Here is an 18,838-nt window from a genome sequence, read left to right on the forward strand (position 1 = left end):
ATTTACGCCCAACTAACCTTATGGTCAATCTGCCGCTGGTCGCCTCGCCAGGGTCGGGTCATTCGGTGCTTTCAGCACACAGCCCTCGTCGATCACCTGCCTGGCGGCTGCCAGGGACTTCACTCCACCTACCAGCGCCAGCGGCATGGAAACCTCCCGCCGAATCTTGCGCGCACTCTCGAGGAAGTAGAGTTCACGAAACGCCAGATCCCTCGGCTGCTGCAGCCCCAGCGCCAGGGGCCCGATAAGCGCCAGCCCCCGAGCATGTGCATGCATGTCGGCAATCGGCATGGGGCTTGCGAAGAGCGCCCAGGGGCGAGAATGGCGAGATTGCGACTGCCATGCTGCACCCCCATCAACCGTGAGTGCCGCCATCGATTCGCAGGATCGTCCCATTGACGAAAGCGCCGTCGGCAGACGCCAGCATGGCAATCGCACCCGCCACCTCATGGGGCTCACCCAGTTTTCGATCCGGGCGAGTCAGGTGCATGTACAGGGAGAGATCGGCTCCGGGCGGGAAGCTCTGCGCCTGAGCCGCCACCATAGGCGTGGCAATCCCGCCTGGCGCCACGGCGTTAACGCGTACACCACGCTTGATGTACTCGCGCGAGAGCGCCTGGGTCAGCGCTGCCACACCGCCCTTGCTGGCCGAGTAGGCGGCCATGTAGGCATGGCCGAAGAAGGCCGAGGTGGAGGCCGCATTGACAATGTTGCCCTTGCTTTCCAGAAGGAAGGGCAAGGCTTCACGGCAGAAGAGGAAGGTACCGCCCAGGTTGGTCTGGACGACCCGCATGAAGTCTTCGAAGGAGGTGTCGGTGGTATGCGTGGAGCACAGCACCCCCGCCATGTTGACCAGCACATCCAGACTGCCGTGTTCCTGGGCGAAGTTCTGCACCGTGCTGCGCACCGCCTGTTCGTCGGTGATCGACAGCCTTGCCGCGAACGCCCGGCCCCCCTTCTCCACCGCATTGGCCTGCGCCAGGGTTTCCTGCAGGCCGGCCTCGTCGAGGTCAACGGCAAGCACCGTGCCCCCTTCGGACACCAGTCGGATCACGGTCGCCCGGCCAATGCCGGACGCACCGCCGGTAACGATGATGTTCTTGTTCTGGAAGCGAGATGCAAGGGTCATAACAGGTACCTTGTTGTCATTGTTGACTTTGCCCGGGGAGCGACGTCGCCCCCCGGTTCCGAAACGTCTTGCTAGCGGCCGGTCAAAGCCGACTGACGCCCCGCTTCCTTGAGGGACTGTGCGGATCGTTCCGCGTCAGCTACGGCCTGTTCTGCAACCTTGTCGACTGCCGGCTGGCGGGTCTCACCGCGCAGCAGGAAGTACGACAGCGCCGGAGTCAGCACGAGAACCCCGAGCATGTTCCAGAGAAACATGAAGGTCAGCAGGATGCCCATGTCGGCCTGGAACTTGATCGGCGAGAACACCCAGGTCAGCACACCGGTCGCCAGTGTCAAACCGACCAGTGCAACGACCTTGCCAGTAAAGCGCAGGGCGCCGGCATAAGCCTCTTCCAGACTCGCACCGCGTCGTTGCAGGGTCAGCTGTACGCTGATCAGGTAGAGGGCATAGTCCACGCCGGCGCCCACCCCCAGGGCAATGACCGGCAAGGTCGCGATCTTCACACCGATCCCCATTACCACCATGAGTGCTTCGCACAGCAGCGATGTGATGATCAGCGGTATCAGCGCCACCAGCACAGCGCGCCAGCTGCGGAAAGCGATCAGGCACAGCAGCACCACCGAAGCGTAGAGCAACAGCAGTACTGTCAGGCTGGCGTCGGCAACGACCTGATTGGTCGCGGCTTCGATTCCTGCAGGACCCGCCGCCAGCAGGAACTGGCGATCGTCGCCGTCATGCTTCTCTGCAAAGTTTTTTACGGCGTCCACCACGCCCTGCAGCGTCCCGGCGCGATGGTCAGACAGATAGGCGATGACCGGCGATACAGAACAGCTGAAGTTGGCCAGCTCCGGCGATTGCACAGACGCGATCTGTGAGGCCTGTGCCGCCACTTCATCCTGGCGCGGGATGCTCATCCACTTCGGGTTCGCCTCGCCATAGCTGGCATTGATGAAGCGCACGGAACTGGCCAGGCTGGCGACCGACTGCACACCGGGTACGTCGCGCAACACCTGGGTGAGGCGGTCGAGCTCGGTCAGGGTCTCGAAGGTGGAGCAGCCGCCCGGTCTGGTCTTGACGATCACGGCGAACTGATCGGTGGAGCGACCAAAACTCTGGTTGAAGAACGCCACGTCACGGTTGTAACGAGACTCGGGACGAAGCTCCGGTGCCCCGGCATCCAGATCGCCGATCTGCAGCCCCGACCGCACCTGGTAAGCGCCGATGCCCACCAGTAGCGACAGCAGCACCAGCACATGGGCATGTCCCGGTCTGGTGCATTTCACCAGCAGATTGCCGATGGCTTCGAAGAACCGGCCACTGCCTGCCCGCGCGCCCTCGACTTCGTTGCGTACACTGCGCCGTGCCGCCGACTGGCTGACGCCCAGGTAGGAAAGCATCACTGGCACCATGATCAGCTGCGTGAAGATCAGCACGCAGACACCGATGCTGGTGGTAATGGCCAGGTCGCGGATCACCGGGATGTCGATCACCATCAGGACGGCGAAGCCGAAGACATTGGCCAGCAGGGCCGACAGCCCGGCGATGAACAGGCGGCGGAAGGTATAGCGGGCGGCCACATACTTGTCGGTGCCACGGCCGATGTCCTGCATGATTCCGTTCATCTTCTGGGCGCCATGGGACATGCCGATAGCGAAGATCAGGAACGGTACCAGGATGGAGTAAGGATCGATCTGGTAACCCAGCAGCTGCATCAGACCGAGCAGCCAGACCACGCTGCTGAGCGAAGCCATCAGCAGCAGCAGTGTGCTGCGCAGGCAGTGGGTGTAGCCAAAGATGATCAGCGCCACGATCAAGGCTGAGGCGGCGAAGAAGCCCATGACCAGCGTCAGTCCGTCGATCAGGTCGCCCACCAGTTTGGCGAAGCCGATGATATGGACGCGCACCTTGGGCTGGCCATCGGCACCGGGCACCTCGTACTGCCCACGAATCTCTTTCTCCAGGAAGGTCGCGAACTGCCGGTAGTCAAACGCGGCACCGGTGACCGGATCCTTGTCTATCAATGGCACCTGGATTACCGAGGAGCGCACGTCCAGGGACACCAGGTCGCCGATCAGGTTGCCACGCAACACGTTCATCTGTAGTTGCTGCAGCTTCTCAGGCGAACCGTCGTATTCATTAGGCATGACCGGGCCGCCTTCCATGCCAACCTCGGTGACCTCGTTCCAGCGCACCGCCGGCATCCACAGCGAACGCATCCAGGCGCGATCAACCCCGGGCGCCAGGTTGATCTTGTCGTTGATCTCCTGGAGCGCCTGCAGGTAGGCGGGGTCATAGATGGAGCCGCGCGGGTTCTCCACCATGACGCGTACGGAGTTGCCCAATGCGGCGAGGTCTATCTTGTTGTTCAGGTAGTTGCGGATGAACTCATGGGAGCTCGGCATCATTCGCTCGAAGCTCGCGTTGATGCGCAGGTCGGTGGCCCTGTAGCCCAGCAGCACCGTGAGAATGAAACATAGCAACACGAAGAACAGGCGATTGTTGAAGATCAGTCGCTCGATGAAACTTCCGGAGCGGACATCGAACTGAGCGCGATCCTTCATTACCGGTGTCGCATTGTTATCCTGGGATTTGGCCATTTTGTCTTTCCTCTGAGTCAGGCCCGATTGAGCACGCGCTCCCCTTCCGGCCCGACTCTACTTGAGATTCATGGTGGTGACGCCATTCAGGCCGACCAGTGCCAACTGGTGGTCGGACACTCCCACCACCCCGGAAAACAGGCTTGGGCGCTGGATGTCGAGTGGCGTGAAAGTGCCCCCTTGATCGCGGCTCATAGCCACCTGCGCGGACTGGCTGACCAGCACCACTCCTCGACCTGACAGGGCGGCACCGGCGACCACCCCGGTATCTAAATCACTCTTCACCGGGGACCAGGTGTGCCCCTCATCGGCACTGCGGAACACATGGCCGCGCAGCCCATAGGCCAACAGCGCCCCCTGACTACCCGTGATACCGAACAGGGTGCCCTCGTAACCTGTCTGCAGAGCGCTGAAGCGACCCGTGCCGGGTTCCAGGCTCCAGACATGGCCACGCTCGCCGGTGATGAACAGTCGCCCGCCCACCTCGCCGATGGCGGTCAGGTGCAGCAGGTCGTTGTTGTCGATCCGGGTATTCCAGGGCTGCCAGGTCTTGCCGCCATCGTGGCTGCCGACGATCAGACCGAAGGGGCCGACGGCAAAGCCATTGTTGCCAGACTCGTCAAACCACACGCCCATGAAGAACTGGCCGGGTCCCGGCCGGCTCATGGAGAGGATCGCGGACAGGTAGCTTTCGGCTTGCGCAGGCTCCAGGCCCGACTTGTTCTTGAAGTAATCGACAACCAGGGTCTCGAGCTGGCGTCCATCGAGCTGCTTGATCCAGGTCTCGCCGCCGTCGCTGCTGTGGAGGATGACTGCGCCGTGGCCGACCGCCCAGCCGTGCTGCTCGTCGGCGAAATACACCGCATTGAAGTCGACGCTGACCGGGACCTGCGCCTGGCGCCAAGTGCCTGCCTGGTCGTCGGAAAAAATGATCAGCCCGTTGTCGCCGACCGCGATCAGGCGCTTGCCGGTATTGACGATATCCCGCAGGGGCTTCTGCGCGGCCTGGAGCACCGTACTGGCCGGCTGATCAAGGGGATCGACGAAGCTCTTGGCAGTTACGGAGAGAGCGGACAGGGACAATGCCAGTGCCAGCATTGCCCCCGACGCCAGCTTCAGGCCAGTTGAGGTGATACCCGAACTGGCAAAGGCAGTCCTCATTGCACACATGTTGTTCTCCGCAAGATCAAGTCCGCTGTTGTTATTGTTCAACTTGCTGCTTTGCCCTTTGACCCGGTGACAGCCCGGTCAGGCATGACTTCAGTCTCGGGAAAAACCTGCTGTCCGGCATGCCCCATCTGCAGTAGGCCTTGAAAAAAAAGCGTATTGATCAACCGGGCGCATGAAAAATGGAAAGACCGCCCAGACGCAGGCCCGCGGTACGGGTAGATACGATGAGCCCGGCCAGGCGACGCACATAAAAAAGCGACACCGGCCGGTGTCGCTGAGGAGGTGACGGGGTGTGGCACCGGATATCGATGCCACCGCGCACTCAACGAATGCCGCTGCCCGCCATGGAATCCGGTGTCATCTTGCTGTTGGGCCAGCGCGGAACACGAACGTAACCAGTACCACCCGCCAGATGCATGGAGCTGCCGTACTGCCCCTTTCCCAGGTCGTAGATGATCATGGGCGTGTTAGGCACGGACTTGGTATTCCAGTCGTAGGTCAGGAGGCCCTGGGCTGAACGCATCATCTTCCCGGCCTGGTCGTAGCCCTCGTAGAGAACGATCGACCAGCTGTCCTCATCCACGTAGAACACCTTCTTGCTCTGTGCATGGCGCATTCCCGGCTTCAGCGTCGCCTCTACTACCCAGACACGATGGGGTTCCCAGCGAACCAGATCAGGGTTGGCAAACTGCTTGCCATAGGCCTGCTCGGGCGAGCTATGCATGATGAACTTGTAGTTGTTGTACGGAACCAGCATCTCTTTCTTGCCAACCAGCTTGAAGTCGAAGCGGTCCAGTTGCCCCTCCCACATCCCGAGCTCGTCGAAAAAATACGCCCCGCCGGCCATGGCCATCGGGATGTCGTAGCCGAAGTCCGGAGTCAGGCGCACACGACGCTGCCCTTGGTTGTAGATCCAGTTCTTGTTGCGCCCATCCTTCTTGAAGTTCGTCACCATATAGTTGAGCGACTTTTCACCCACGCTGCGCGGCGGACCGATATAGGTGCTCAGACGGCGCTGGAAGTACTGGGCAGGCTCATCCGGGCGCTCGTGATAAGGCGACTCCGTATAGTTCTCCAACTCGTGGGTCATGATGCGATTACCCGATGAGTCGATCAGATAACCCGAGAACGTGGAGCGATATGCCGGTCCGTAGTAGCGCAGGTTGTGATTCCAGATCACCTCGGCGCCGCTCTTGGGAATCGGGAACGGATAGCCCCCCATGGCGCCGTTCAGATCGGAGCCGTCGCTCGTGTTCTGCACGCGGGTGGCGTTTTTGGCAGTGTCTTCCTTCAGCCAATCGGGGAAGTCGACTACCCGATGACTCTTATAGACCTCGACCTTGAAGTCCGGCCAGCGGGAGAGCAGAACCTTGGTGCCCTCGCTGAGCTTGTCCGCATACTGCGCCATGTTGGCCGCACTGATGATGTACTGGGGTTTTTCGCCGGGAAAGGGATCGGGGTAGATCCCGCCCTCCTGGGGCATGTCCGGCCCCTTCCAGTTCGGCGCCCAGGCCGGAATGCTGCCATCGGCACTTCCCGTCCGCTCGGCGCCAATACCGGTCAGTTTGTCACCACCGAGCTGCGCGGCTTCCTCGGTGGAAACAGTGGCCAGAGCAGCCATCGACAGCGGCAGGGACAACGCAAATGACAAGGCGACTTGACTGATTTTCATCTTTTTCTCCTCTTTTGGCGCGCCCCCACGAGCACGCGCAACCCCTCCCGCCCCGTCGGGGCGCAAGGACCTTACAGACTGGTTTGGAAAGTCAGGGTGATACGACCGCGGTCCGTACTGCCCATCGCACCGAGGCGCTCTTCGGTATCTCCGGCATCCGAGTAGAGGAGGCCAACCTTGTACCGCATGTTGATGTCGGCAGTGACGCCGGTCGACCAGGCATACGCGCGCTCCGCAGACCCTGTCGGAACCGGTGAATTGCCATGCAGGCCGTAGCCGGCCAAGGTCAGGTTGCCGGTCAGGTCGACGCCGGGCAGTACCTGCAACCAGGTTGGCAGCAGGATCAACGAGAAGCTGCTGGCGTCGCGACTGCCGCAGCCAGGGCCGTCCAGGTCGTCGGCACACTCGCTGAAGACAGCTTTATTGTGTGTCACCTTGTCCAGATAGGTGTAGGAGAGCTCCGCAACCACGACCCCGGTGTCGTACAGCGGCAACACCGGCATTGACGCCTGGGTATTGAACAGGGCATGCCAGGTATTGCCGGTCGCACCGTCGAGGCTGCCATTTGGCAGCGGCCCCCCGGTGCTATCCAGCGCAGTGCCACGGCGATAGGAAACCTCTGCCCCCCAGCTGATGTCCTGCCAGCTGAAGTTGGTGAAGGCGCCGAAAAGGTCGACGCCACGGTTGTACACCTGATGGAAACGCAGGCCGGTGATTTCGCTCGGGTCAACCGCGAAATTGACCGGCCACGGCTGCATCTCATCCAGGTGGCGATACACCAGACCGACGGTGCCGCCGTACCAGTCCGGGCTCAGGCTCAACTGCATGCCAAAATTGCCCTTCTGCTTGTCATCAGGCTCGATGATGTTGCCCTGGTTGATGTAGATATTGCCGAAACCGGGCGCGGAAGCCACAAAAATCCGGCCATCGTCGCTATACAAAAAGTCTGGTCCGCCCAGGAAGGTACCGCCCTCGCTCTGCCGGTTCGGCTTCCAATCCAGGTGGTAGTAGCCGGACAGGGAGACCGTGTCACTCAGTTGGCTCTGGAAAGACAGTTGCGGCAGCGGCAAAGCCAGCTCCTTCGGCGAAGCTCCGGGGATTTCCGCACCCTTCTGGAAGTTGGCCGGCTGCTGGCTCCAGGAAATCGCGTCGCTGCCATTGACCTGGGATACCCCCCAAATCAGCGCGTACTGGCCTGCCTTCACCGACACAGGGATGCTGCCCATATTGAAGGCACCGAACACGAATGCGTCGAGAATCTCGCCAGACGGACCGTTGTAGTATCGCTGCGCCTGCCGCGAAAGCTTGCCGTCGGCGTAAGCGGAGATCCCAGGCAGGTCGGGATTGCCCTTCAGGTCATGATCGTCGTAAGCGTTGTCGTACCAACCCGTGGCACTGACGCGAACGCCATAATCGTCCTTGTAGATGACGTCCATCTCGGTCAGCACATCGAGGCGCCGCTTCCACATATCGCCGCTGTGGGTGGAGTAATCAGACTGTTGGTTGGTGGGATCGTCGCCGATATGCGAGTCGATCGACTCCGCGCGCCACCCAAGCCCAAGACGCAAGTCCGTGGTCCAGTTGATCTGCAGGTCGGGATTGCCGGTATCGATGGATATGGCATGGGCCAAGGGGCTGGCCACTGCACCGAGCAACAGCATCGGCGCCAATAGCCTGCGACTACCATGGGTCGCAGCCTTCTCTGTCTTGTGCATGTTGTGCTCCGCAAGTCCAAGTCTGGTTTTGTTTTTTGTTCAACTTGTCCTGATGACAGCCCTGGCCGGTTCCCCGGGCCGCGACTTCGGAGCCAGTTTCAACACAACGACCCAGTGCCAACATCAACCGTTTGCAGTAGCCAATAAAATAAATTTCCCCCTCATGTCTGCATCGTGCTCAACGAATGAGCTCATCTACTGCATACGGTTGATGATTACGCAGAGGCATCCCGGTCAACCTATGTGCATCGAAGCAGCGCCACCGAAAACCGGCGGCGGCCTTCGCTCCCCAGAACAAGAAAGCGCCCCCGCTGGCGCGTGACAACGGAGATCGCATGCCATGAATGCATTCGTCGAGGACAAGCACTGTGCGGTCCTGGTGGTCGGTTCCGGGGCGGGCGCCCTGCTCGCCGCCAACCGTGCCCATGACCTCGGACTGAAGGTCATCATCATTGAGAAGAGTGATCGCTACGGCGGTACTTCCGCGTTGTCCGGCGGCGGCATCTGGATCCCCAACAACTCAGGAATCCAGGGGCTGGACAACTACGAACAGGCGCTGACCTACTTCAGGGCCTGCACCAAGGGCCGGGTCCCGGAAGGGAAGCTTCGTGCCTATCTCGACTCGGCACCGGAAATGGTCGAGTACATGCGCCAGCAGATCGGGGTGAAATACAACGCCGTCACTGGCTACGCCGATTACTGCCAGCACCTGCCGGGTGCCTCGGACAACGGCCGTACCATGTTCGTCGAGCCGGTGGATGCCGGAGTGCTGGGAGATGACTTCTTCGCCCTGCGTGAAGCCGACATGGGCGCCAAACTGTTCGGTCGCATCGCTCTGGACTACTACGACGGCCAGTTGCTGGGCGCCCGCGCCACGGGCTGGAAGCGCAAGATCTTCTCGCTGATCTGGAACTACTGGTCGGACATCGGCTGGCGCCTGAAGACCCGCCGTGACCGACGCGTCACCATGGGCAACGCCCTCATCGCCGGTCTGCGCATCGGTCTGCAGGAACGCGGGGTTGAGCTGCTGCTCAACACCCGCCTGGAGCATTTCATTATCGAGAATGGCGTCGTCCAGGGAGCGGTCGTCAGCCAGGACTGCAACGAGTACCGCATCCTGGCCAGCCAGGCGGTGATCGTCGCATCCGGCGGTTTCGAACAGAGCCAGCCGCTGCGCACCGCTCACCTGCCGTGCCAGACACGGGTGGAGTGGAGCGTGACGCCCATGCACAACAACACCGGCGATGCGCTGATTGCCGGCCAGAACATCGGCGCGGACACCGAGTTCCTCCACGAAGCCTGGTGGGCGCCGACCGTACGCATCCCGGCGGCGGACACGCCGAACGTGAACATGCGCAGCGCGCTTTTCATCGAACGCAGCTACGCCCACAGCCTCTGTGTCAATCGCCAGGGCAGGCGCTTCGCCAACGAGGCCATGTCCTATAACGACTTCGGCCACGCGATGATCAAGGACGGCGCCAGCACCGGCGCAAACACACCCTGCTGGTTCATCTTCGATGCCAACTATCGCAAGAAGAACATCCTCGGCCGGATCATGCCCGGCTCGATCATGCCGGACGCAAGCCTGCCTCCCGAGTGGTGGGACAGTGTGCTCTACCGCGCCGGTTCCATTGGCGAACTGGCCCACAAGATCGCTATCGATCCCGCCACCCTGGAAAATACAGTGTCGGTCTTCAACGATTACACCAAGACCGGCGTCGACCTCGATTTCAATCGCGGTCTCCACAGCTTCGACCGCTTCTACTGCGACCCCCGGCACCAGCCGAATCCGAGCTTGGGCGCGCTCGACCGGGCGCCCTATTACGCGATTCGCGTCGACCTCGGCGACCTCGGCACCAAGGGCGGCCTGAAAGTCGATCGCGACGCCAACGTACTGGACGTCGAGGGTCGCCCGATCCCCGGCCTCTACGCCATCGGCAACGCCTCGGGCGCGGTGACGGCGGACTCCTACCCTGGCGCGGGCGGCACACTCGGCCCCGCTCTCACATTCGGCTACCGCGCGGCCAACCACATTGCCCGCTCCACGCAGCTTGCAGCCGCCACGCCGTCTGTGGCCCGCGTCTAGTACTGCGTTTGCGGCATGACACCCAGGCCCGGGCTCATGAAAAATGAGTCCGGCATGGGCAACAAGTACCAGATACCTCGCAGTCGACCCATCCACGACTCAAAGAAGGAGCCCACCCGTGCTCGCGCTATTCAACGACGAACAGCAGATGTTTGAAAACTCAGCCAAACGCCTGGCGCAGTCCATTGGCATCGCCAACCCGCATGATCTCCAGACCCGCGACGCCCAACGGGACTGGCAGAAGCTCACCGAAGTGGGCCTGCTCGGCCTGCGCATGCGTGACAACGGCACGCCCCTCGCCTCCGGCGTGGAAGTCATGATCGCCGCCCAGGCCTTGGGCGAAACCCTGGTTCCCCAGCCCTTCGCCTCTGCCGTACTGGCCAGCGAGCTGCTCGCCCAGGCAGACGCCCCGTACGAACTGATCGAAGAACTCGCCGCCGGTGAAACCCGCTATGCGCTGCTGCTGGACCGCACTCTGGAGCGTCTGGCCGCCCCCGACGAAGTCGGCTGCATCGCCTGGGATTGCGAAGGCGCCGACTATGCCCTGGGCCTGGCCGATGGCCGCCTGGTGCGTATCAGCCTGCAACAGGGTTTTGTTGCGGGCCACGATCCGGCCGACCTGACCCGCGCCATATTGCACCTTCGCACTCCGTATGGCGCAGCAGAGGTGCTCGGCCAACCGATAGACGCCGACGCCCTCAAACGCTGGTACGCCCTGGCCCTGACTACCGTGGCGGCGGACATCGTCGGCGCACTCAACGGCGCCCAAGCCGGTGCAGTGGCCTACACCAAGGAGCGCGTGCAGTACGGGGCACTGATCGGCAGCTTCCAGGCCATCCAGCACCTGTGCGCGGAAATGCTCGTCCAGGCCCAGGCCGCCCACAGCATTACCTGCTACGCCGCCTGGGCGGTGGACCAACTGGACGCCGACGAGGCACTGCTGGCCGCCCGCACCGCCAAGGCCTACGCCTCTTCCGTGGCACTGCCAGTGACCGAAGCAGTGATGCAGGTCTACGGCGGCATCGGCCAGACCTGGGAGCACATCGCCCACGTCTACACCCGCCGCGCCCTGCTCGACGCCCGACTGTTCGGCGGCGAGTCCCATCAATTGCAGCAGATCGCCGACGCCCGACTGGGAGCACGCTGAATGGACTACCGAGATACCCCCGAAGAGGCTAAATTCCGCCTCGAACTGCGCGAGTGGTTCAAGCACAACACTCCCGCCAACTGGCGCGAAATCACCGACCCGCAAGGCCTGCGCGCGCTGAGCAAGAGCTGGCACAAAGCACTCTACGCCAGCGGCTACATCGGCCTGAACTGGCCGAAGGAGTACGGTGGCCAGGGGCTGTCCGCAACTTTCGACGCCATTCTCAATGACGAAGCGGGCCGCGCCGATTCCCCTCGCCTGCCGGCGATGGTGAACTACCTTGGGCGGGCGATCTTCACCTACGGTACCGAGGAGCAGAAACAACACTTTCTACCCACCCTGCTCAGTGGTGAGGTGCAGTGGTGCCAGGGTTTCAGCGAACCCGGTGCCGGCTCCGACCTGGCCTCGCTGCGCACCCGCGCCGAGCAGGACGGCGACCACTACGTGGTCAACGGCCAGAAAATGTGGACCAGCGGTGCACTGCAGGCCGACTGGTGCCTGCTGCTGGCACGCACCGACAGCAACGCGGCCAAGCACAAGGGCATCTCCTGTCTGCTGACCCCGCTCGATGCGCCCGGCATCACCGTCAAGCCGATCGTATTGCACAGCGGCGAACCGGAAACCGCCGAGGTGTTCTTCGATGATGTGCGCATTCCCGCAAGCCAGCGCATCGGCGCGCCGGGCGATGGCTGGCGCATCGCGATGACGACGGTGTCCTACGAACGTGGCGCTTCGGACACCGGCTCCATTTCAGCGCTGCGTCGCCAACTTCGCGAGATCGAACAGATCGCCGCCGAGCGCGGCCTGCTCGCCGATACCAGCACCCGCCATAAGCTGGCGCGCGCCCATGTGGACATCGAAGCGCTGAGCCTGAACGTGGCGCAGCAACTGTCGCTGCGCCTGGCCGGACGCGATCCCGGGCCGGAAGGCTCAGTGGGCAAGCTGCTCTGGTCCAAGGCCGCCCAGTACACCCTGCATGTCGCGCTCGACGTACTCGGCGCCGACGCCCTGACCGGCAATGCCCCCCGCTGGCTGGCCGAGTACTTCACCTCGCGCCCGGTCAGCGTTTACGGCGGGTCCTCGCAAATCCAGAAGAACATCCTCGCCCGCATGCTCGACATGCCGCGCTGACCAAAAGGAGCCCCATCATGCGTTTGAACAATCGCGTCGCCGTAATCACCGGCGCTTCACAAGGAATCGGTCGCGCCGTGGCCCGCTGCTATGCGGCGCAAGGCGCCAGCGTGGCCATAGTCGACATCAACGTCAGTGGCGGTGAAGAAACCGCCGCGCTGATTCATGCCGAGGGCGGCAAAGCCCTGTTCGTGCGCTGCGACATTGCCAACCAGGTCGACGTCAACGCCGCCGCCGCCATCATCAAGGCCGAGCTCGGCCCCATCGATATCCTGGTGAACAACGCTGGCATCACCCGTCCGGCCATGCTGCACAAGATGACCGGTGCCGAGTGGCACCAGGTGATCGATGTGCACATGCACGGTTCCTTCTACTGGCTACAGGCGGTGGTCCCCGACATGATCGAACGCCAGTGGGGGCGCATCGTCTTCGTCACTTCCTCCACTGCGCAGAACGGCTCCATCGGCCAGATCAACTACGCCGCGGCCAAGTCGGCGATGCTCGGCATGGTGCGCACCGCCGCCCGCGAGCTGGGCAAGTACAACATCCTGGTCAACGCCATCGCTCCGGCGGCGGCCACCGAGATGACCAAGACCATCATGAACGACCCGAAATTCGCCGATGCCCATGCGGCAGCGCTCAAACAGCACCCGCTGCGGCGCTCGGCCGAGCCCGAAGAAATAGCCCCGGCCTTCCTCTATCTCGTCAGCGAAGAGTCCTCCTACGTCACCGGCCAGGTTCTGTCGGTGGATGGCGGCTCGATGATGGTGCGCTAAGCGCGCAAACCACCACGGAACAGGACAACGACAATGACTCGTATCGACACCGCAGCTCCCGATCTCGATCGCCTGCTGGCACCTCGCTCTATCGCCATGGTTGGCGCCTCCAACAACCTCTACAGCATCGGCGGCATGCTGTTCGCCAACCTCAAGCGCTCCTTCGGCGGCGCGCTCTACCCGATTCATCCCAAGGACGACAGCGTCCAGGGCAGCCCTGCCTACGCCAGCCTGCACGATGTACCGGGAACCGTGGACCTGGTAGTCATCGCGGTGGCCTGCCAGGCCGTCGAAGGCATCATGGAACAGGCCGTGGCCAAGGGCGTGGGTGGCGTCGCGCTGCTCTCTTCCGGCTTCGCCGAGGCCGGAGCCGAAGGGACCGCCCTGCAGCAGCGCATCGCAGAGCTGGCCAAGGCTGGCGGCGTGCGGGTGATTGGTCCGAACTGCATCGGCTACCTGAACATCGCCGGGGGCGTCATGGCCAACTTCGCCCTGACCCCGGACGAACCTTTGCCACCGGGCGGCGGTGTGGCGCTGGTTTCCCAGAGCGGTGGCTTTGGCTCCTACCTGACCACCAAGGGACTGCTCACCGGCCTGCGCCTTGGCTGGTTCGTCAGTACCGGCAACGAGCTGGACGTGAACGTCGCGGCTGTTTTGCGCTACCTCGTGGAGCGACCGGAAGTTCGTGTGCTGCTGGCGTTCAGTGAGACCCTGCGTGACCCGGAGGTATTCATAGAAGCAGCCCGGCGCGCCCAGGCGCTCGACAAGCCACTGGTGGTCCTCAAGGCGGGGCGCTCCGAAGCTGCGGCCAAGGCCGCCATGAGCCACACCGCGTCGGTGGTCGGTGCCGTCGATGTATTCGATGCAGTCTGCCGTCAGTACGGCGTGATCGTGGCTCACAGCCTGGAGGAGATGCTCGATCTGGGCATGATCTTCCAGGACGGTCGCCGGGCGTCCGGCAAACGCCTGGCGATCATGACTGCCTCCGGTGGCACCGGCGTATTGCTGGCCGACGAAGCCAGTCTCAACGGCCTGGATATCCCGACCTTCCCCGAAGCGGAACAGGCACAGATGCTCAGTGTGCTGCATACGCCCTTCTTCGGCAGCGTTGCCAACCCCATCGACACCACCGCAGCGGTGAAGCAGGAGTCACTTTTTGCACTGCAGAACCTGGTCGCCCAGAGCCCTTCGGTCGACATGCTCACCACGGTCACCTGGGCTCGCGCCACCGAGGCAGCCAGGGAACTGGCCGCGCTCTACCAGCGCACCGACAAACCCATGGCTGTGCTGTCCACCGACCTTGTGGAGCCCTTGAAGCAGGCTGGCGTGCCGACCTACACCGATCCGCAGAGGATCGCCCGCTCGCTCGCCGCCCTGCAGCGTTTCTCCTCGCGACCGTCCCTCGCGGCGGACCACACCCGGGAACCCGATGCCGAACGTGCCCGGCGCGCGCGGCAGCACCTGCAGTTACCCCAGGGAGAGCAGGTGCTGATGGAGGCCCAGGGTAAGCGCCTGTTCGCCGAGTACGGCATCCCCATCACCCGTGAAGAGTGGGTACACAGCGAGGAGGACGCCATCGCGGCGGCGACGCGCATCGGCGGCAAGGTGGTGCTCAAGGTCATGTCCTGTCAGCTGCCGCACAAGTCCGACGTGGGCGCCATCCGCCTCGGTCTGCAGGGGCCGGATGCGGTGCGTGAAGCCTATGGAGACATGCTCGACGAAGTGCGGCGCCGGGCGCCCCATGCCGTCCTCGACGGCGTGCTGGTGCAGGAGATGGTACCCGCACGCATGGAGCTGACCTGTGGCTTGCAGCGCGACCCGGTGTTCGGCCCGATGGTGGCGGTGGGCCTGGGTGGCGTGCTGGTCGAGCAGTTGGCGGAAACCACGCTGTTGCGCCCGCCGTTCGGGCTCGAAACCGCCCGCGTCGCGCTCGGAAAACTGCTCCAGGGTCGCCTGGTCCAAGGGCGGCGTGGCCTCAGCGCCGAGGAACAGACGCAGATCGCCGCCATCATGATGGGCGTCGGCAACCTGGCCCTGGAGCTCGAGGAGATCAGCGAAATCGACATCAACCCGATCCGGGTCGACGACGGCAAGGTCTTCGCCGCCGACGCTCTGGTGGTGCTGGCCGGGTCATCCGGGCCGGCGCACTGAAGGAGTGAACGCGATGGCAGATCAATCCCTGGTCGGTTACCAGTTCCCCTCGTTCCGCTTCAAGGTCGAGGAAGGCAAGATCGCCGAGTTCGCCAAGGCGATCCTCTGTACCGATGCCTGTTACTTCGACCCCGAGGCGGCGCGCCAACAGGGCTTCTGCGCCCCGCCGGCACCGCCGACCTTCAGCACCGTCTCCATGCACTGGCAACCCCCGCAGGAAGGCAACCCGCTCAACCTCGACCTCAAGCGCGTACTGGCCGGCGGCAATGAATGGGAATACCTGCGACCGGTGCTGGCCGGCGAGGAATTCACCGTCCGCTCGCATATCGCCGACGTGACCTGCAAGCGGGGCGCCAAGGGCGAGATGACCCTGATCGTGCGCGAGACGGGTTTCTACGACGAACACGATCAACTGGCGCTGATCGCCCGCAGCACCATCATCGAACTGCCCCCGCCGCCGCCCATGGACGAGCACGAGGTACTGCCCACATGAACAGCACAAACCACGACACTTCGCCTCGTTTCCAGATCGGAGACACCGCCCCCGTGCGCCGTGTCGGGCCGATCACCCGAACCGACATCGTTCGCTACGCAGGCGCCGGTGGCGACTTCAATCCCATCCACCACGACGAGACCTTTGCCTGCCGCGCCGGCTACCGCAGCGTATTCGGCCATGGCCTGCTGACGGCGGGCATCCTCTCGGCCTACACGACTTCCTGGCTGGGCCTGGCGGCGCTGCGCAGGTACTCGGTGCGCTACGTCTCCCAGGTCTGGCCAGGCGACACCCTGATCCTCAGCGGCCGGGTTACCGCCATCGACCCCGAAGGCCCTGACGGCATGCAAGTGAACTGTGAACTGCTGGTGCAGCGCGAAGCAGCCAACGGTCAGCGCCAGGACGTCCTGACGGCAACCGCCGTCGCCACCTACGACACCCCCGGAGGAAGCCAGAATGAATGATGTCCGCGAACCGGCGCCGTACCAGCGCTATCTCGAAGGCCTGGCACGGGGTGCCCTGGCTTATCAGCACTGCCAAGACTGCGATCAGGCAGTCTTCTACCTGCGCCCCTGCTGCCCTCATTGCGGCTCGGTGGAACTGGGCCTGCGCGACAGCCAAGGGCTGGGCACGCTCTATTCGTCCAGCGTGGTCTTCGACAAGGAGCACAACTACAACCTCGTGCTGGTGGACCTGGACGAAGGCTTTCGCATGATGAGCACTGTCCCGGGTTGCGATGCACCGCCCATTGGCGCCCGGGTCCAGGCGCGGGTGGAACGCCTCGATGGCCAGGAGCCGCGCGTGGTGTTCGACCTCAACGAAGGAGAACGACCATGACTCACCATGATCTGCGCGGCGCTGCCGCTATCGTCGGGGTCGCTGAATCGGACCTGGGTGACGTCGGGCCACAGCGCTACCCCATCGAACTGGCCGCCCAGGCGGCGGTTCACGCGCTGAATGACGCAGGCCTGCGCACCCGGGATGTCGATGGCCTGTTCGGCTGTGTCGCCGGCCGTTTCATGTCGAACCTGGACCTGGGTGAATACCTGGGTATCCGCCCCCGTTACAGCGATAGCGGCAATATCGGCGGCAGCTCGTTCCTGTCCTACCTGTTCCACGCGGCGGCGGCCCTCAACGCCGGGCTCTGCGACACGGCGTTGATCGTCTACGGCAGTACTCCGCGCGCGGATGCCCAACGCCGGCAGCCGTTGACCGGACCACTGGAGATGCCGAGCTACGAAGCCCCCTACAAGCCGCGCCACCCGGTGTCCGGCTACGCCCTGGCCACCGCCCGGCACATGCATCAGTACGGCACCACTCGTGAGCAGTTGGCCGCGGTGGCCGTCGCCGCGCGCGCCTGGGCGCAACTCAACCCCGTCGCCTTCTGCCATGACAAAGGGCCGCTCGGTATTACCGACGTGCTGGACAGCAAAATTGTCTGCAGCCCGCTCAGCATCCGCGATTGCTGCCTGGTCACCGATGGCGGCGGCGCCCTGGTGGTTACCCGTGCCGATCGCGCACGTGACCTGCCAAGACCACCGGTATACCTGCTCGGCGCGGGCGAAGCGCACTCGCACCGCAGCATTTCCCAGATGCCTGATCTGACCACCACCTGTGCAGTCGAGTCCTGCGCCAGAGCCTACGCCATGGCCGGGGTCAGACCGGCGGACATCGGCGTGCTACAGCTCTACGACGCCTTCACCATCAACACCATCATGTTCCTGGAGGACTTGGGCTTCTGCGCCAAGGGCGAAGGCGGTGCATTCGTCGCCGATGGACGCATCGCCCCGGGAGGCGTACTGCCGGTCAACACCAACGGCGGCGGCCTGTCCTACTGCCATCCGGGCATGTACGGCATCTTCGCCCTCATCGAAGCCACGCGGCAACTGCGCGGTGAGGCCGGAGCACGGCAGCAGGCCGGCGTGGAGCTGGCGCTGGCCCACGGCAACGGCGGTCAGTTCTCCAGCCAGGTCACCGCCATTCTCGGCACGGGAGCAGCGCTATGAGCACTGTCTTGCGCGAACGCCAGGGCGCGGTGCTTCTGGTGACACTCAACCGCCCTGAGGCGTTGAACGCGTTCAATGCCGAGTTGCACCGCGAGCTCTGCGACGCCTGGCACGAGGCCGGTGATTCGCAGGTTCGCGCAGTGGTGCTGACCGGCTCCGGACGCGGCTTCTGCGCGGGTGCCGACCTCAACGCGCCACCCGCCTCCGGGGCACTGGGCCATAGCACGCTGCGCCACGCACTGAATGCGAACACCCTGGCAATGGCCGCGCTGGACAAGCCTGTCATCGCAGCCGTCAACGGCGCCGCAGCGGGTGCCGGACTCTCGCTGGCTTGCGCCGCCGATATCCGGATCGCGTCCAGCGACGCCAAGTTCGTACCGGCGTTCGTCGACATAGGGCTGGTCCCGGATGCCGGTGGCAGCTGGTTCATCACCCGGTTGCTGGGTTACGCCCGGGCCTTTTCCTGGCTGTCCAGCAATCGCCGGCTGGGCGCCGAAGAGGCCCGCGAGTGGGGCCTGGTGAGCGAGGTGCTGGCCCCGGAACGACTGCTTGGACACGCGCTGGAGATGGCCGAGCAACTGGCCACCAAACCCGGACTCGCCGTAGGGCTGACCAAGCGCCTCCTGGCCCAGGCCGCACGCAACAGCCTGGCCGAGCAACTGGAGGCCGAAGCCACGCTGCAGAACCTTGCAGTCCTTGATCCCGATCGGGCGCGAGCCCGCGCGGCGATGCTGGAAAAGCTCGGGCGCCGCTCAATCCCATAGA

General features: G+C 63.6%; 16 protein-coding genes. 10 read left to right on the top strand and 6 right to left on the bottom strand.

Annotated elements, in window-relative coordinates; translation table 11 throughout:
* Window positions 1-24 precede the first annotated feature (24 nt).
* From C8K63_RS16695 to C8K63_RS16720, 6 genes are all read right to left on the bottom strand, one after another.
* On the bottom strand, window positions 25-276 hold the full coding sequence (locus C8K63_RS16695; RefSeq protein ID WP_146176395.1) for a hypothetical protein: 252 nt from the start codon (window positions 274-276) through the stop codon (window positions 25-27).
* A gap of 79 nt (window positions 277-355) precedes the next feature.
* Window positions 356-1,129, bottom strand: coding sequence for an SDR family NAD(P)-dependent oxidoreductase (locus C8K63_RS16700; protein WP_108217726.1), 774 nt, complete (start codon window positions 1,127-1,129; stop codon window positions 356-358).
* Between the two features lie 71 nt (window positions 1,130-1,200).
* Complete coding sequence (locus tag C8K63_RS16705) at window positions 1,201-3,726, bottom strand: RND family transporter (protein ID WP_108217727.1); 2,526 nt, start codon at window positions 3,724-3,726, stop codon at window positions 1,201-1,203.
* A gap of 57 nt (window positions 3,727-3,783) precedes the next feature.
* Window positions 3,784-4,896 (bottom strand): YCF48-related protein, encoded by a 1,113-nt coding sequence (locus C8K63_RS16710; protein ID WP_108217728.1) that lies wholly within the window; start codon window positions 4,894-4,896, stop codon window positions 3,784-3,786.
* Between the two features lie 322 nt (window positions 4,897-5,218).
* The gene (locus tag C8K63_RS16715; RefSeq protein ID WP_108217729.1) at window positions 5,219-6,568 is read right to left on the bottom strand and encodes a DUF1329 domain-containing protein; all 1,350 of its coding nucleotides are present in this window, start codon (window positions 6,566-6,568) and stop codon (window positions 5,219-5,221) included.
* Window positions 6,569-6,639: 71 nt separating this feature from the next.
* Window positions 6,640-8,283: a DUF1302 domain-containing protein gene (locus C8K63_RS16720; protein WP_108217730.1), complete on the bottom strand. Its 1,644-nt coding sequence runs from the start codon at window positions 8,281-8,283 to the stop codon at window positions 6,640-6,642.
* 340 nt (window positions 8,284-8,623) lie between these two features.
* On the opposite strand from C8K63_RS16720, the gene C8K63_RS16725 reads away from it, so the two are divergent.
* The 10 genes from C8K63_RS16725 to C8K63_RS16770 all read left to right on the top strand — a co-directional run bounded on the left by C8K63_RS16725 (window position 8,624) and on the right by C8K63_RS16770 (window position 18,837).
* Window positions 8,624-10,369, top strand: coding sequence for an FAD-dependent oxidoreductase (locus C8K63_RS16725; RefSeq protein WP_108217731.1), 1,746 nt, complete (start codon window positions 8,624-8,626; stop codon window positions 10,367-10,369).
* 118 nt (window positions 10,370-10,487) lie between these two features.
* Window positions 10,488-11,516, top strand: a complete 1,029-nt coding sequence (locus C8K63_RS16730) for an acyl-CoA dehydrogenase (RefSeq protein ID WP_158273953.1) — start codon at window positions 10,488-10,490, stop codon at window positions 11,514-11,516.
* Window positions 11,517-12,647 carry an acyl-CoA dehydrogenase family protein gene (locus C8K63_RS16735; protein WP_108217733.1) on the top strand — a complete coding sequence of 377 codons (1,131 nt, stop codon included), beginning with the start codon at window positions 11,517-11,519 and terminating at the stop codon, window positions 12,645-12,647.
* Window positions 12,648-12,664: 17 nt separating this feature from the next.
* On the top strand, window positions 12,665-13,423 hold the full coding sequence (locus C8K63_RS16740) for an SDR family NAD(P)-dependent oxidoreductase (RefSeq protein WP_108217734.1): 759 nt from the start codon (window positions 12,665-12,667) through the stop codon (window positions 13,421-13,423).
* Window positions 13,424-13,456: 33 nt separating this feature from the next.
* Window positions 13,457-15,574: an acetate--CoA ligase family protein gene (locus tag C8K63_RS16745; RefSeq protein WP_108217735.1), complete on the top strand. Its 2,118-nt coding sequence runs from the start codon at window positions 13,457-13,459 to the stop codon at window positions 15,572-15,574.
* A gap of 13 nt (window positions 15,575-15,587) precedes the next feature.
* Complete coding sequence (locus C8K63_RS16750; RefSeq protein WP_108217736.1) at window positions 15,588-16,067, top strand: MaoC family dehydratase N-terminal domain-containing protein; 480 nt, start codon at window positions 15,588-15,590, stop codon at window positions 16,065-16,067.
* Window positions 16,064-16,531, top strand: a complete 468-nt coding sequence (locus tag C8K63_RS16755) for a MaoC/PaaZ C-terminal domain-containing protein (RefSeq protein ID WP_108217737.1) — start codon at window positions 16,064-16,066, stop codon at window positions 16,529-16,531. The genes C8K63_RS16750 and C8K63_RS16755 overlap by 4 nt, the downstream gene beginning before the upstream one ends.
* Window positions 16,524-16,904, top strand: coding sequence for a Zn-ribbon domain-containing OB-fold protein (locus tag C8K63_RS16760; protein ID WP_108217738.1), 381 nt, complete (start codon window positions 16,524-16,526; stop codon window positions 16,902-16,904). The genes C8K63_RS16755 and C8K63_RS16760 overlap by 8 nt, the downstream gene beginning before the upstream one ends.
* Complete coding sequence (locus C8K63_RS16765) at window positions 16,901-18,073, top strand: acetyl-CoA acetyltransferase (RefSeq protein WP_108217739.1); 1,173 nt, start codon at window positions 16,901-16,903, stop codon at window positions 18,071-18,073. The genes C8K63_RS16760 and C8K63_RS16765 overlap by 4 nt, the downstream gene beginning before the upstream one ends.
* Complete coding sequence (locus tag C8K63_RS16770; protein WP_108217740.1) at window positions 18,070-18,837, top strand: enoyl-CoA hydratase/isomerase family protein; 768 nt, start codon at window positions 18,070-18,072, stop codon at window positions 18,835-18,837. Before C8K63_RS16765 ends, C8K63_RS16770 begins: the two co-directional genes overlap by 4 nt.
* The last annotated feature ends 1 nt before the right edge of the window (window position 18,838 follow it).

The sequence above is a fragment of the Pseudomonas sp. GV085 genome (assembly GCF_003050925.1).
In the GTDB taxonomy this organism is placed as follows: Bacteria; Pseudomonadota; Gammaproteobacteria; order Pseudomonadales; family Pseudomonadaceae; genus Aquipseudomonas.

Bases quoted from the DNA above. Each gene is read 5' to 3' on its own strand.
- C8K63_RS16715 (WP_108217729.1), bottom strand. From the start codon at position 6,568: ATGAAAATCAGTCAAGTCGCCTTGTCATTTGCGTTGTCCCTGCCGCTG.
- C8K63_RS16735 (WP_108217733.1), top strand. From the start codon at position 11,517: ATGGACTACCGAGATACCCCCGAAGAGGCTAAATTCCGCCTCGAACTG.
- C8K63_RS16720 (WP_108217730.1), bottom strand. From the start codon at position 8,283: ATGCACAAGACAGAGAAGGCTGCGACCCATGGTAGTCGCAGGCTATTG.
- C8K63_RS16745 (WP_108217735.1), top strand. From the start codon at position 13,457: ATGACTCGTATCGACACCGCAGCTCCCGATCTCGATCGCCTGCTGGCA.
- C8K63_RS16710 (WP_108217728.1), bottom strand. From the start codon at position 4,896: ATGTGTGCAATGAGGACTGCCTTTGCCAGTTCGGGTATCACCTCAACT.
- C8K63_RS16760 (WP_108217738.1), top strand. From the start codon at position 16,524: ATGAATGATGTCCGCGAACCGGCGCCGTACCAGCGCTATCTCGAAGGC.
- C8K63_RS16770 (WP_108217740.1), top strand. From the start codon at position 18,070: ATGAGCACTGTCTTGCGCGAACGCCAGGGCGCGGTGCTTCTGGTGACA.
- C8K63_RS16755 (WP_108217737.1), top strand. From the start codon at position 16,064: ATGAACAGCACAAACCACGACACTTCGCCTCGTTTCCAGATCGGAGAC.
- C8K63_RS16750 (WP_108217736.1), top strand. From the start codon at position 15,588: ATGGCAGATCAATCCCTGGTCGGTTACCAGTTCCCCTCGTTCCGCTTC.
- C8K63_RS16725 (WP_108217731.1), top strand. From the start codon at position 8,624: ATGAATGCATTCGTCGAGGACAAGCACTGTGCGGTCCTGGTGGTCGGT.
- C8K63_RS16700 (WP_108217726.1), bottom strand. From the start codon at position 1,129: ATGACCCTTGCATCTCGCTTCCAGAACAAGAACATCATCGTTACCGGC.
- C8K63_RS16695 (WP_146176395.1), bottom strand. From the start codon at position 276: ATGCATGCACATGCTCGGGGGCTGGCGCTTATCGGGCCCCTGGCGCTG.
- C8K63_RS16705 (WP_108217727.1), bottom strand. From the start codon at position 3,726: ATGGCCAAATCCCAGGATAACAATGCGACACCGGTAATGAAGGATCGC.
- C8K63_RS16740 (WP_108217734.1), top strand. From the start codon at position 12,665: ATGCGTTTGAACAATCGCGTCGCCGTAATCACCGGCGCTTCACAAGGA.
- C8K63_RS16765 (WP_108217739.1), top strand. From the start codon at position 16,901: ATGACTCACCATGATCTGCGCGGCGCTGCCGCTATCGTCGGGGTCGCT.